This is a genomic window from Gemmatimonadales bacterium, assembly GCA_036279355.1.
In the GTDB taxonomy this organism is placed as follows: Bacteria; Gemmatimonadota; Gemmatimonadetes; order Gemmatimonadales; family GWC2-71-9; genus DASQPE01.
The window spans coordinates 81,798-94,639 of the sequence record DASUJH010000019.1; the positions used below are offsets into that span (position 1 = coordinate 81,798).

Annotated in this window: 15 protein-coding genes; 5 read left to right on the top strand and 10 right to left on the bottom strand. The window is 70.7% G+C overall.

Annotated features, from left to right (window positions below; all coding sequences use genetic code 11):
- Positions 1-68: 68 nt before the first annotated feature.
- Both VFW66_04250 and VFW66_04255 read left to right on the top strand, forming a co-directional pair.
- Positions 69-1,511, top strand: coding sequence for an FHA domain-containing protein (locus tag VFW66_04250; GenBank protein HEX5385891.1), 1,443 nt, complete (start codon positions 69-71; stop codon positions 1,509-1,511).
- A gap of 8 nt (positions 1,512-1,519) precedes the next feature.
- A complete protein-coding gene (locus VFW66_04255; GenBank protein ID HEX5385892.1) occupies positions 1,520-2,305 on the top strand; it encodes a Stp1/IreP family PP2C-type Ser/Thr phosphatase in 786 nt (261 codons plus the stop codon).
- Here the strand turns inward: VFW66_04255 and VFW66_04260 are convergent.
- The 3 genes from VFW66_04260 to VFW66_04270 are packed head-to-tail and all read right to left on the bottom strand — an operon-like array spanning position 2,286 to position 3,275.
- On the bottom strand, positions 2,286-2,528 hold the full coding sequence (locus VFW66_04260) for a hypothetical protein (GenBank protein HEX5385893.1): 243 nt from the start codon (positions 2,526-2,528) through the stop codon (positions 2,286-2,288). The genes VFW66_04255 and VFW66_04260 overlap by 20 nt on opposite strands.
- Before the next feature lie 2 nt (positions 2,529-2,530).
- The gene (locus tag VFW66_04265) at positions 2,531-2,776 is read right to left on the bottom strand and encodes a hypothetical protein (protein ID HEX5385894.1); all 246 of its coding nucleotides are present in this window, start codon (positions 2,774-2,776) and stop codon (positions 2,531-2,533) included.
- Positions 2,769-3,275, bottom strand: a complete 507-nt coding sequence (locus VFW66_04270) for a DinB family protein (protein HEX5385895.1) — start codon at positions 3,273-3,275, stop codon at positions 2,769-2,771. The genes VFW66_04265 and VFW66_04270 overlap by 8 nt, the downstream gene beginning before the upstream one ends.
- Before the next feature lie 194 nt (positions 3,276-3,469).
- On the opposite strand from VFW66_04270, the gene VFW66_04275 reads away from it, so the two are divergent.
- On the top strand, positions 3,470-3,736 hold the full coding sequence (locus tag VFW66_04275) for a hypothetical protein (GenBank protein ID HEX5385896.1): 267 nt from the start codon (positions 3,470-3,472) through the stop codon (positions 3,734-3,736).
- Between the two features lie 107 nt (positions 3,737-3,843).
- Here the strand turns inward: VFW66_04275 and nfi are convergent, their stop codons facing one another.
- The 7 genes from nfi to VFW66_04310 all read right to left on the bottom strand — a co-directional run bounded on the left by nfi (position 3,844) and on the right by VFW66_04310 (position 10,916).
- Positions 3,844-4,473: a deoxyribonuclease V gene (gene nfi / locus VFW66_04280; GenBank protein ID HEX5385897.1), complete on the bottom strand. Its 630-nt coding sequence runs from the start codon at positions 4,471-4,473 to the stop codon at positions 3,844-3,846.
- Between the two features lie 32 nt (positions 4,474-4,505).
- On the bottom strand, positions 4,506-4,973 hold the full coding sequence (locus tag VFW66_04285; protein ID HEX5385898.1) for a DUF411 domain-containing protein: 468 nt from the start codon (positions 4,971-4,973) through the stop codon (positions 4,506-4,508).
- 78 nt (positions 4,974-5,051) lie between these two features.
- The gene (locus VFW66_04290; protein HEX5385899.1) at positions 5,052-5,810 is read right to left on the bottom strand and encodes a class I SAM-dependent methyltransferase; all 759 of its coding nucleotides are present in this window, start codon (positions 5,808-5,810) and stop codon (positions 5,052-5,054) included.
- Between the two features lie 200 nt (positions 5,811-6,010).
- The gene (locus tag VFW66_04295) at positions 6,011-6,991 is read right to left on the bottom strand and encodes a response regulator (protein ID HEX5385900.1); all 981 of its coding nucleotides are present in this window, start codon (positions 6,989-6,991) and stop codon (positions 6,011-6,013) included.
- Positions 6,992-7,038: 47 nt separating this feature from the next.
- Positions 7,039-8,331 (bottom strand): HD domain-containing protein, encoded by a 1,293-nt coding sequence (locus VFW66_04300; protein HEX5385901.1) that lies wholly within the window; start codon positions 8,329-8,331, stop codon positions 7,039-7,041.
- Complete coding sequence (pckA, locus tag VFW66_04305; GenBank protein HEX5385902.1) at positions 8,328-9,929, bottom strand: phosphoenolpyruvate carboxykinase (ATP); 1,602 nt, start codon at positions 9,927-9,929, stop codon at positions 8,328-8,330. Before pckA ends, VFW66_04300 begins: the two co-directional genes overlap by 4 nt.
- A gap of 57 nt (positions 9,930-9,986) precedes the next feature.
- Positions 9,987-10,916, bottom strand: a complete 930-nt coding sequence (locus tag VFW66_04310) for a deoxyribonuclease IV (protein ID HEX5385903.1) — start codon at positions 10,914-10,916, stop codon at positions 9,987-9,989.
- A 17-nt stretch (positions 10,917-10,933) separates the two neighbouring features.
- Between VFW66_04310 and VFW66_04315 the strand changes: the two genes are divergently transcribed.
- Both VFW66_04315 and VFW66_04320 read left to right on the top strand, forming a co-directional pair.
- Positions 10,934-12,385 carry a diguanylate cyclase gene (locus tag VFW66_04315; protein HEX5385904.1) on the top strand — a complete coding sequence of 484 codons (1,452 nt, stop codon included), beginning with the start codon at positions 10,934-10,936 and terminating at the stop codon, positions 12,383-12,385.
- A gap of 269 nt (positions 12,386-12,654) precedes the next feature.
- On the top strand, positions 12,655-12,842 hold a 188-nt coding region (locus VFW66_04320; GenBank protein HEX5385905.1), incomplete at its 3' end, for a hypothetical protein.

Genomic DNA, 12,842 nt, shown 5'->3' on the forward strand with positions numbered 1-12,842 from the left:
GCTTGCGCCCCCCGAAACCGGCGGGTAGGTTTGCTGGCGACTCACGTACAGCCCGGGGATCCCAGCGGATGATGCAGCTCGAAGTCGGCGGCCGCCGTGTGCCAATTGCCGCCGGAGAGACGGTTGTGGGATCGGGCGCCGGGAGTGGTATGCCGCTCGAGGGCGAGGGCGTTCAGCCCCGCCATGCCATAGTCCAGTGTCTTGCCGACGGTTCCGCGGCCATCCGCCGCGCCTCGGCGGACGCCGAGATTCTGGTGAACGGCATCCGCCAGGGCGACGATCCCACCCCACTTCTTCACGGCGACAAGATTCAGATCGGCCCTCACGAAATCCTGGTGACAGATCCCGCCCGCGGGGGTCACACCCGCTTTTTCGACTCCGCAGCGTTCGACCGTTTCGTGCCGCCACCCAAGCCGGCCGCGTTCGTGGCCGGGCCAGGTGGCGCGCGCCTGGTCTGCCTCACGGACGGGCGGGAGTACCGGATCGGGCCGGAGGGGCTCGTGTTCGGGCGCGACGCCTCGTCGGACGTGGTCGTGGCGGGGAGCGACGTGTCGCGGCGGCATGCGCGGATCGGGCTGGCTGGTCAAGCGTACGTGCTCGCGGACCTCAGCACCAACGGCACCTTCGTCAACGGCGCGCGGATCGAGGGTGAACGCGCATTGCAGCGGGCGGACGTGATCAGGGTAGGCGGCGATGAGTTCCGCTTCTACGTGGACGCGGCGCCGGCGCCCGCCGCAGTCGAAGCCGCTCCGCCCGCCGGGGCGGCGCCGGCACCCGCACCAGCGCCGGCACCCGCACCAGCCCCGTCACCAACACCCGAGCCGCCGGCCGCCGAGGATGAAGCGCGCCCGCCGACCGGTGCGCAGCAGCGGCTCGGGGACACGATGCACGGCCTGCCCGGGTTCGGCACGCCGCTCCCGCCGCTGCCCGGGCCGGTGACGCCGATCGCCATGGCGGGCGCGCCGATCGCCTCACTTCTCGTGCGAAGCGGCACGCTCAAGGGCAAGCGGCTCACCGTCCGGGTGCCGGTGGTCACCATCGGGCGGGCCGAGTCGAACGATCTCGTCGTTCCCGAGCCGAGTGTGAGCGCCACGCACGCACGGCTGCAGCGGCGCGAAGGCATCTGGATGCTGAGCGATCTTGGCTCGACCAACGGGACCTACGTGGACGGCGAACGAATTGACGAGGAGACGGCGCTGGGTCCCGGCGCGTCGATCCGGTTCGGTGAGGTCACCACGCTCTTCGAGTCGACCGACGACATCACCGGCATCCAGCCGCGCATCGCCACGCGCATGATGGATCGGGTACCGGAGGTCGCCGGCGCCGCACCGGCTGATGCTGCGCCCGGCGCCGGCCGCGCGGAGGAGTCGATGGGGACCGATCCGGCCGCGGTGTTCCGCCGGCCACTCCGGACCGTGCCGCGGCCCCGGAGCGGCGTGCCGATCGGCGGCATCATCGCCGTCGCCATCGTCGTGGCCGCCGTGGTCGCCTACCTCCTCCTCAGCCGATAGGCATCCTCGTGCACTTTACCTGCGCGGCGCGCACCGATGTCGGTGTCGTCCGGTCCGGCAACGAGGACAACTATCTCATGCTGTCGGACCGCGGCGTCTTCATCGTCGCGGACGGGATGGGCGGCCATGCGGCGGGCGAGGTGGCGAGCGAGATGGCGGTGCGGATCGCCTCGCGTGAGATCGGTTCGATCCGCGGACTCAGCAGCGAAGAGGTGGGCGAGCGGGTCCGCGAGGCGATTCGCGCGGCCAACGAGGCGATCTTCACCCGCACGCTTTCCGAGCGCGACAAGCGCGGTATGGGCACGACGGCGACGGTGCTGGTGCTCATGCGGGGGCGCTATCTCATCGGCCAGGTGGGCGACAGCCGCGCCTATCTCCTGCGCGACGGCCGGATCTCCCAACTCACCAAGGACCATTCGTACGTGCAGGAGCAGGTGGATGCCGGGCTGCTCACACCCGAGCAGGCGCGGGTGCACCCCTACAGCAACGTGATCACCCGCTGCGTCGGCGCGAGCGGCGACGTCGTTACCGATCTTTACTTCGGCGCACTCCACTCGGGCGACGTGGTGCTCCTCGCCTCGGACGGCCTCACCGGCATGCTCGAGGACGAGCAGCTTGCCAAGATCATGATGTCGGAGGGCGATCCGCAGGTCTGGGTGGACCGGATGGTGAACGAGGCGAATCGGCGCGGCGGCCTCGACAATATTACGGCCATCGTGGTGCGCATCGACGCGGTGGACGCGCCGACCGGCGAGCAGCCGGCGGTCACCGGGGTCACCGGACGCGAGCCCTGAACGGCCGCACGCGCCGGAGACCCCAAACGACGACGGCGAGCGTGACCACGGTCCAGACGACCGAGAAGAGAAGCTGAACCCCCGTACCGGCGCGGCCAATGCCGGCAACGAAGTAGATCGCGATCGCGACTGCGTCCACCAGCACCACCAGCCCCACCATCAGGGCCAGCGCCTTCCAGCGCGACCCCCCCGCACCGGCATCGCCCGGCGGCGCGCCCGTCATCGCTACTCCGCGAGACTGTCGATGATTTCGCGCATCGATTCCCGGTAGTTCTCCCAGGCGGACTCGCCGCCGCCGAGCAAGCCCCTCCGCGCCGGCTCGTGCTCCATCAGGTCCAGCAGCTCCGCCACCGCGCGGTCGTCCACGTCGGCAAACTCCTCGCGAAAGGCATCGGCGCTGAGCGCGCCGCTCATGACTTCCTGGGCCCGCTGCGCCGCTCGGCGCCGAACATCCATGACCGGCTCAGCCATGAACGATTTCCTCCGGTGGTAGTGACAGGGTTCGAATGGCGTGGGTGAAATCGGTGACGGCGGGCGTGCCACCCGCCGCTCGCACCCGGGCCGCGATCTGCCCGCGGTGATAGTGTCCGTGCAGCACGACGTGGTCGAGGATGTCTTCGACCGCATTGGACCAGCGCTCGCCGCGCGAGTTGACGTAGGTCACGACGCGGGCGAGCGGGTCGGCGCCGCCGGCGTCGTCGAGCGAGCTCAGCCATCGGCCCCAGCCGGATTCGGCCTCGGCGAGGGCCCGCGCGGTGGCCGGCGCGTCGAGCTCCGGCCAGACGGGGAGCGGCGCCGGCTCATCCACGATGCGCGCGAGCCAGAGCTGCTTTGCCGCGGCGACGTGGGCCAGAAGCCGCACGGCGGGCGCGGCATCGCCGCCGCCGATGCCGCTGAGCGAGCCGAGCGCCTCATGGTTGGCCCAAGCGTCGTACACGAATAGCCGGCGCATGCGGGAAACGCGGTTCACGATTTCTCCGGATTCGCAGTCCTGTAGACTACCGCGCCGGCGAGGCGCCCTCAAGCGCGGCACGAATCAACGGCGTGTGGCTCGCGGCGCCCGCGGTCTCGCGGCGCCCGGCCGCACCGCGCAGTGTGACCGCGGCCACACCCGTGAGGCCCGCCGTGCCGTAGCGTGGGGCTCCCGTTCGAGCGAGCGACACGATGATGAAGCGACAACGTCGAGACGACGAGTACCGGGACGACGAATTCGGCAACCGCGACTACCGCGGCGACGCGCTGCCCGAGAGCGGAATGGGCGGCGCCTCCGATTCGGGTGCGTCCGAGGGAGATCCCGCCTCTCACCCGCAGGCCATCCGCGAGGGCCTGCCCCTCCTGCCGGAGAATCCGATCGGCGACGCGGAAATCGAACGCCGCCACCATCTCGACCCGAGCTACGCCGGCCCGGAGCGGCGCCAGGGGCGGCGGTAGGTCTCAGGCGCGGCGGCAGGGATCGCGCCGCACGATCTCCATGAGGCGTTCCGGCGCGGCAAAGGCGTTGAATCCGGCGCGCCGATACAGCTCGTGCGCATCTCTCGCTAGCCTCTCGTCCGCAGCTCGTTCACCAGCCGATGCGCCTGCCGGGTCGTCTCAGGGAGCCGGTATCCCGTCGCCGCCGACTCCACGATCCGCACCGCGGTCGGCAGGTCCATCTCGTTCCCGATCGACACGTAGACCGGCGCCACCCGCGCTCGGAGGCGCACCGCCATGCCCACCACTTCCCCCTTGTCCACGAGCGGCGCGGTCGCGCCGCGCTCAGGGCCAAGCGGTCCGTGCCGGCCGACCAGGATCGACTTGGCGCATCCGATGGAGGGCACGCCGAGCATCATCCCGCCGTGCGACGCGAGCCCGAACCGGCGCGGGTGGGCGTAGCCGGCGCCGTCGAAGATGAGCGCGTCCGGCTTCCGGGTGAGCCGCTCCCACGCGAGCACCACGGACGGCATCTCGCGGAAGGTGAGGAGCCCGGGCACGTACGGAAAGCAAAGCCGCGCCGTTGCCGTAGCCGACTCGACCGGCGACAGCGACTCGGCGTCGAGCACCACGATGGCGGCCCACGCGCGGTCGCCATTGCGTTCCATCGAGACGTCGGCGCCGGCTATGGTGCGGGGATGAAACCCTGGAGGCGGATGGGGGACGAGCCGGTCACGGAGGCGGCGTTGGATCTCCACCGCCTCGCCAACCGAAACGTCCCACCCGCCGATCAGTGCCGGGCGAAGACCTGCGTGGCGCCGCTCGACTGGAATGCTACCACCTCGAACGGCTCGTGCGGCGCGCCCGGCGCCGCCATTCCCGGTGTGCCGTGTGGCATGCCCGGCACCGCGAGGCCGGAGACCTTGGGCCGCTCGGCGATGAGCCGGGTGATGTCGCCGGCCGGCACGTGACCTTCGATCAGATACCCGTTCACCTGGGCGGTGTGGCAGGACCGGACCGAGTTGGGAACGCCCAGCCCATCCTTCACCTCGTCCATCGAGTCGCGGTCGTGCACGGCGGTCTGGAAGCCGTTCGCCTCGAGGTGCGACACCCACTTGGCGCAGCAGCCGCAGGATGGACTCTTGTACACGGTGACGAGCGGCGCCCCGACCGGCGCAAACGCCCAGAGATTCCGGCCGGTGAGGCCCAGGGCCGCGACGCCGGCGGTACGCGTGAGGAAAGCGCGACGACTGATCATCAGGACGACCTCCGAATGAGCCCGCAACATAACGCGGTCGGGGCGCGGCCGCGCGCGCCGCAAGAACCCCCTTTGCCGCTACCGCAGGTGCCCGGCCCTCACGCTGAGCGCCCACCGCAGCGGCCGCGCGTCCGCTCGATTTCCCCAGAGCGGCAACAGCTCGGGGGCGAAGGTCTCGAGCGGATTGTATCCCCGTGCTTCGCGGAAGCGCGCCGTCGCAGACCAGGTCCCCACGTAGCCGAGCAAGGCGTCGAGCGTCCAGTCAGCGCGGATCTCGAAGGCGGGCGTCGCCACTTCCGCGAACGGGAAAGGCAGCGTGCGATACCCGGCCTCCACGTGGCGGCGCTCGGGAGCCCAGAACGGGCCCACCGCGTCGGAGTAGAAGCGGGCGAGCGCCTGGTCAAGCGGCGCGTCGTCGAACGACGGTAGGCCGTACGTCCAGATGGCGACAGCGCCGCCGGGTGCCAGCACCCGCCCGGCCTCGGCAAAGAACGCCGGCACGTCGAACCAGTGCAGCGCCTGCGCGACCGTTACGAGGTCCACCGATCCGGTGTCGAGCCCGCTCGCTTCGGCCAGCGCCTGGCGGTACTCGACGCGCGGGTGCGGCGCGGCGGCGGAGAGTTGCGCCGCGCTCGCGTCGGTGGCGATGACCTGATCGAATACGCCGGCAAGTCCGAGCGCCGCCTGGCCGTTGCCGGTCCCCGAATCCCAGGCGAGCGCACGCCGGGCGGCCAGCGTCCCCAGCCACTTGAAGAGCGCCTCCGGGTAGTGCGGCCGCCACGCGGCGTACTCCGGCGCCAATGCCGAGAAATGGTCCGCAAAGGCTTTGGGGGTCATCGGATGGAGGTCACCCCTTGTGGCTCGGACCGGTGCAGGTGTACTATTCGTCCAACGATTTCAGGACATAGCCTTCGGGCCCCGGGGTATCGGAGCAGACCGGGTGATCAAACTGCCAAGAGCCTTCGTCCCGGTGAGTGCAGCGCACTCAGCCGGGCGTTGTGTTTTCGGGGCCTGTGCTCACCCTCTCGACCGGCGGCTCAGGCCTCGAGCACCTCGCGCACCTTGAAGGCGAGGTCGGTCGGCCGGAACGGCTTCGCGATCGCCCAGCTCCGGAACGGAAGCTGGTACGCCTCGACCGCCACACCCGCGTGCGCGTCGGCCATCGGAGTGAACAACACCCGGACGCCCGGCCGCCACGACATCACCGTCTCGGCCAGTTGCGGGCCGCCCATGCTCGGTAGCTGGAGCGCGGTGAGCAGCAGGTGCACGTCGTCGCTGTTGGCCGCGAGGTGGGCGATTGCCTCTTCGGCGGAGCGCGCCTCGTGCACGCGGTATCCCAGCTCGCGCAGCACGTGGATGGCGGGCTCGCGCGTGGCGTCGTCGGCATCCACAACCAACACCTTTTCGTTGCCCCGGGGCAGTTCGTCCTGATCGAGCTCGGTCGCGGTGGCGGTGCCACCCGACTCAGGCGCTTCCTTCGCTTCGGCGTGCGCAGCGCCGGCGTCGGTCGACGCGGCTTGGGAGGTCGCCGCCTGCCACGGTTCGCGCTTTCCCGATTCGCTCCATTCCGATTCGCTCCATTCGGACCCGCCGCGCGCCGGCTCGGCGCCCGCGCTGCGCGGGTGCTCGCGCTCGTGTTCGTGGCTCGTGTCGGCCGCGTGCTCGCGCACCGGGGTTGATGCCGAGTCTTCCGGCGACGCCTCCGAGGGTTGGACGAGCCAATCCTCGTTGTATCCGCCGCCCGGCGTCACCACCCCCTCACGCACGGCTTTGTCGCGGAGCCGGGAGAGATCCATGGCCACGAGCTGGACCGTGTGGTACAACGCCTTGAGCGCCTCGCGCTGCGCCGGGCGCCCGCCCTGGGCGCTCGCCGCCTCGACGTGGCTCACGGCGTACTCCAGCAACTTGCTCCGGTTGAGCAGCTCGGTAAGCAGGGGACGAACGGAAGCATCGGCCCCGGACTGGCTCGGCGCGGAGGTCGCCGACGAGTCCGGGCCGCGGAATGGCGATACGTGCATGCTGGCCTTCCTTACGGGTGAAAATCGGGACGGAAACGAATAGCGCGCTACGATGGCAGGAGAGGCAGCCTTTCGTCAAGTCTCCGGGCGATTTCCTCTGCGGGGAGCGCCACGAGATCAAGAATGCCGCCCAGGCTCCGGTCCGGGGCCGATGAGACGAACACGCGAAGGCGCCGCGCGCTCCGGTACAGCTCATCGGCCACGCGAGGCAGGCCGAGCTGGCCGGCGCGGCCTTCGCCGGTGAGGCGATCGACCGCGCCATCGCGCAACCGGAGTGGGAGATCCACGCCGAGCATCGCGGTGCGAGTCGGAAAATCGACGAGCAGCCCCCCGCGCGCGAGGCCCGCCTCGGCAGCGAGCGCGTCCTCCACCCGCCCGAGCAGGTCGGGGTCGTCCGACACCCAGGGCTCGGCGTCGGACGGCAGATCGCTCGCCGGGAGATCGAGCGCGCGCTTGTAGAGCCTTCGCGCGCGGACGCAGGCGGCCAGCTCGTTCCGGCGGCCGTTCACCAGCAATTCCATGAGCCCGTCGTCGGTCGCCTCCGCGATCGCGCCGACGCGCACGCCGCCCCGCGCCACCGCCTCGCGCACCGCGCGCTTGAACATGCAGGTAGCCGCGCGCACCGCGTGGTGCCAGTAGACGTTACGGTACATCTGGTACTTGGCGAAGAGCAGCGACTCGAGCGCGCTCACGCCCTTCTCGTGCACCCCGAGCTCGAGCCGTCCGCCGGCATCGACCAGCGTAAGCGAGGCCAGCAGCCGGTCCACGTCCACCGTGCCGTACGGAACGCCGCACATGAACGCGTCCCGGCTCAGGTAGTCGATCTTGTCGAGATCGAGCGATCCGGAGATGAGCCCCTGGAGCGCGCTCGGGCTGTCCTGCGTGATGAGAGCCCCGACCCTGGCGGCGAATCCTTCGCCGCCCAACTCGCCGAGTCGGGCACCGAGCTCGCCCTGGTGGAGCTTGGCCACGCCCAGCGTTTCGTGGGAGGGAAACCCCGCCTCCTCGAGCGCGTGGGAGAAGGGATAGTGTCCGATGTCGTGCAGCAGCGCCGCGAGGCGGACGGCGTGACGTTCCTCCTCGGGCACTCCATCCAGCTCGCCGCGCTCCTCCAGATTGCCGAGCGCGCGGCGCGTCAGGTGATAGGCGCCGAGGGCGTGCTCGAACCGGGTGTGGGTGGCGCCGGGATAGACGAGAAAGGCGTGGCCGAGCTGGCGGATGTAGCGGAGACGCTGGACCGCGGCGGTGTCGAGGGCGAGCAGCGCGGGGCGGTCGAGCCTGATGTTATCCCAGAGCGGGTCGCGGATGACCTCGAATTCGGCGGTGCGCGGAGGCGTCACACGCGCGGTCCCGCTCCTGCGACGGCGGCGGAGACGTGCGCGCGGTACTGCGTGAAGTTCTCCTCGAACATGCGGGCGAGCCTAGCCGCCTGCGCATCGTACGCGGCGCAGTCGCTCCAGGTGCGGCGCGGGTCGAGCAGGGTGGCCGGCACTTCGGGCACCGCCACGGGCACCTCCACGCCGAACACCGGATCCCGCACGTATCGCGCGCGGTCGAGCTGGCCCGAGAGCGCGGCGCGCACCATGGCCCGCGTGTACGCGAGCTTGACCCGCGCGCCGGTGCCGAACGCGCCGCCGGTCCAGCCGGTGTTCACCAGCCACACCCGGGCGCCGTGCCGCGCGATCTTCTCGCCCAGCATGCAGGCGTACACGCTCGGGTGCAGCGGCAGGAACGGCGCGCCGAAGCAGGCGCTGAACGTGGCGACCGGCTCGGTGACGCCCGCCTCGGTGCCGGCCACCTTGGCGGTGTAGCCCGAGAGGAAGTAGTACATCGCCTGATCGGGCGTGAGCCGCGCCACCGGCGGCATGACGCCGAAGGCGTCGGCGGAGAGCAGGACGATGTTGACCGGGTGTCCGCCCTGGCCGCCCGGCACGTGGTTGGAGATGTAATGCAGCGGATAACAGGCGCGGGTGTTCTCGGTGATGCGGGTGCCATCGTAGTCCACCGCGCGCGTCGCGGGGTCGAGCACCACGTTCTCGAGCACGGTGCCGAAGGTGCGCGTGGCGGCGTAAATCTCGGGCTCGGTGTCGGGCCGGAGCCCGATGACCTTGGCGTAACAGCCGCCCTCGAAGTTGAAGACGCCGTGATCGCTCCAGCCGTGCTCGTCATCGCCGATGAGACTCCGGCTCGGATCGGCCGAGAGCGTGGTCTTGCCGGTGCCGGAAAGGCCGAAGAAGATGGCCGTGTCGTGGTCGGGGCCGACGTTGGCGGAGCAGTGCATCGGGAGCACACCGCGCTCCGGCAGCAGGAAGTTGAGCACGCTGAAGATTGATTTCTTCATTTCGCCGGCGTAGCGGGTGCCGCCGATCAGCACGACGCGGGTCGCAAAGCTCACCGCGATGAACGTGGCGCTCCGGGTGCCGTGGCGCGCGGAATCGGCCTGGAACTCCGGCGCGTGGAGCACGGTGAACCCCGGATTGAAGTGCGCCAGGTCCGCGGGCACGGGCCGAACGAACATGTTGCGCACGAAAAGCGAGTGCCACGCGCTCGGCGAGATGAACCGGACCGACAGACGGTACGCCGGGTCGGCGCCGGCAAAGAGATCCTGCACGAACAACTCGCGCGTATCGAGATACGCCCGCACGTCATGGTGCAGCCGCTCGAAGGCGCCCGGCTCCATCCGGCCGTTCTTCGCCCACCAGATGCGGTCCGCGGTGTCGGGCTCGGCGACGATGAACTTGTCCTTGGGCGATCGGCCGGTGCGCGGGGTCGTGATGGCGGCAAAGGCGCCGTGATCGGTCACCACGCCCTCTTCCCGGCGCAGGGCGTACTCGATCAGACGGGGAGGTGTGAGATTGGGAAGGATGCGCTCGGGATCGAGGCCGTGCTCGGCAAGGGTGAGGCGCTCACGCTCGACGGTTACACGCGGACGGGTCATCTGCAAAAGCTCTCACTGCGCGCGGAGCGCGCGGCTCGGGAGTGGCCATGCGGCCGGTCAGGAAAGATTGATACGTCGGCGGCGGGAGGCAACCGAGCCGGCGTAACGCCGGAGGCGCCGAAGCATTTTCCGGTCCGTCGTGACGCCGTCGTCGCCTTTGGGGGTTTCGAGGACCTTGATGACTGCCGCGAAGCGCGGATCGGTCATGATGCGCCGGAAGGGTTGGGGGCCCAGAGTCCCCTCGCCGATCAACTCGTGGCGGTCGCGGCGGGAGGCGAACGGAGTCCTGGAGTCGTTGAGGTGAAGGCAGCGCAGCAGCTCGAGGCCAATCACCCGGTCGAACCGGGCCCAGACCCCATCATAGTCCTTGACGATATCGTATCCCGCTGCATAGAGATGGCAGGTGTCGGCGCAGAACGCGACGCGGCGCCGGAGGCGGGCGGGAATCCGGTCGCGCAGCTCGGCCAGCTCCTCGAAAGTGCTGCCAAGGGCGGTGCCGGTGCCGGCGGTGGTCTCGAGCAGGACCATCACGTTACCCGCCACGCCTTTGAGGCAGCGGGCAATGGCGGCTGCGTTCCGGGCGAGGCCCGCCGAGCGCTCATCAATGTAGTTGCCCGGGTGCGACACCACGGCGGGGATGCCGAGGACCGTGCAGCGCTCCAGCTCGGCGGTGAAAGACGCGACCGAGCGCGCACTTAGAGTGGGGTCCGGCGATGCCAGATTGATCAGGTACGAATCGTGCGAAACCACCCCGTTCAATCTCGCCCGCTCATACTCTCGGCGAAATGCGGCGCGGGTTTCGGGGCTGATCCGGGGCTCGCGCCACTGGTTTGGCGTTTTGGTGAAGACCTGGATCGCGGTGGCGCCGATCTCGACGCCGCGGGCTGGCGCCTTGTCCACGCCGCCTTGGGTCGATACATGAGCGCCGAGCCGTTCCGGCACGGCCGACCCGCGCGGAGCTGACTCCGGCAAGGTTGACTGATGCATCTCGATCCCTCACGCCCGTGAGCGAGACCGGCTCGGAGCACGGCCCCGAGCGGCCGCGCGTGTTGCTGCTGGGGGATCCATCGGCGCGCCCTTACGGTATGGAGCGCGCGCTGAGCCGCGCAGGATTCCACGTCGCCGAGGCGGCGAGCCCCGGTGAACGTCCAGCCCCGCCTGCCCCCGGCGCGCCGGCGGCCCCACCCGACGTCGCCCTTATCTCCGCTCCCGAAGCCGACGCCGCACTCGCCACGCTGCTCCAGGCGCTGCACGCCGCGTGGGGCGGGCAGGTGCCGCTCGTCGTGCTCCTTGGCTCACCCGACCGCGAGGGGCCGACGCGCGCGCTCGCGATGGGCGCCGACGATGCACTCGCGAGCCCCGTGCACCCGCCCGAGCTCTGCGCGCGGGTCGATGCGCGGGCGCGGGGCCGCGGCGGCGCGCGCGGGCCCGCCAACGGACGGGTCCGCGAGGCTCTGCTCGATCTCATCGAGGAGGCCCGCGTGGCGCAGCGCACGCCCGACCTGCTGGAGACGCTCACGGCGCGCCTCGCGCGGATGCTGCCGCGTTGGGAGTCGGCCGTCGTCGCGGCGAGCGAAGGTGACGTGACGGCGACGATCGTCGCGGGAAGCGGCGGCGCCACCTCGCGCGACGTGCGGCTCGAACTCGAGCGCTATCCCGAGATCGTCGAAGTGCTGCGCACCGCGCGGCCGGTGATCGTGGAGCAGATCCACGCCGATCCGTTGTTCGATGCGGCCCGCCGCCGCTGGGCCTATCAGCACACGGCGGTGCCGGTGCAGAGCGTGGCGGCGTTCCCCCTCGCCGCGGGCGAGCGGGTGCTCGGCGCGCTGCTGCTCCGGACCCGGCACGCGGGCACGAGACTCTCCGCCGCGGACGAGGCGTTCGTGGCCCAGCTCGCGCGCGCGGCGGCGCGGGTGCTGGAGGCAGAGCGCCGCGTGCCGCCTTCGGCGGGCACGGCAGAGTGCGGCGTCGATGCGCTCACCGGCGTGGCGGCGCCTGACGCGCTCGACCGGCGGGTGGAGGAGGAATCGGCGCGGGCCAAGCGCTACTCGCTCACGTTCAGCCTCGTGCTGCTCGATGTGGACGAGCAGGAGCAGCTCAATGAGCGGTTGGGCCGGAGCGCCGGCGACCGGCTGCTGGCCGAGATGGGGCGGATGCTGCAGCGCGAGGTGCGCGCCTCGGATTTCGTCGCGCGGTACGGGGGGGACGAGTTCGCGCTGGTGCTGGCCGAGACGGCGTCCGAGGGCGCGCGCGACCTGGTGCAGCGGATCAGGCAGCGGCTCGAGGCCGACGAGTTTGCCGGGCTGCCGCCGGGGGAGCGGCCGCGGGTCTCGGCCGGCATCGTCGCGTTTCCGCATCCGGCGGTGCAGGATACGGGCGATCTCATGCTGCTGCTGGAGGCGGCGCTCAGGCGCGGCAAGGCGCAGGGGGAGGAGCGGATCGGCGTCGCGGACTAGTTGCATGGGCGATCTGTGCGTTGGCTCCGTGTGGATGTGAGCCGCGATCAGGGTCGGTGCCACTCCGCGGACTGCAGTTCGCTCAACTTGAGAGATCCCAAGCGGGGCTACCGCTCACTGACGCCCGCTGCGCGGCACCGACCCCGATCGCGGCTCACCGGCGCTCCGAAAGCCGACCGCTTTTGACTGCCCACGCGCCGCCACCGCGCTCCTGGGAAGCTGGCTGGCGGCGGACAGAAACGCGGGGGCTGCCCCGGACGGACGCGTCAGTGAGCGGTAGCAAGAGTTATGATCTCACCCGAAGAAGCGAACTGCAGCGGCCGGGAGGGGCGGTCCCCGCGTTTCTGTCCGCCCTGCACGGAGCCACTCTCCCCCAGTCAGCGCGCGCGTCGCTTGAGCCAGTCAAGCGGATCGAGCGCAATTTGATTTTCGCCGCGTATCTCGAAGTGCAGGTGCG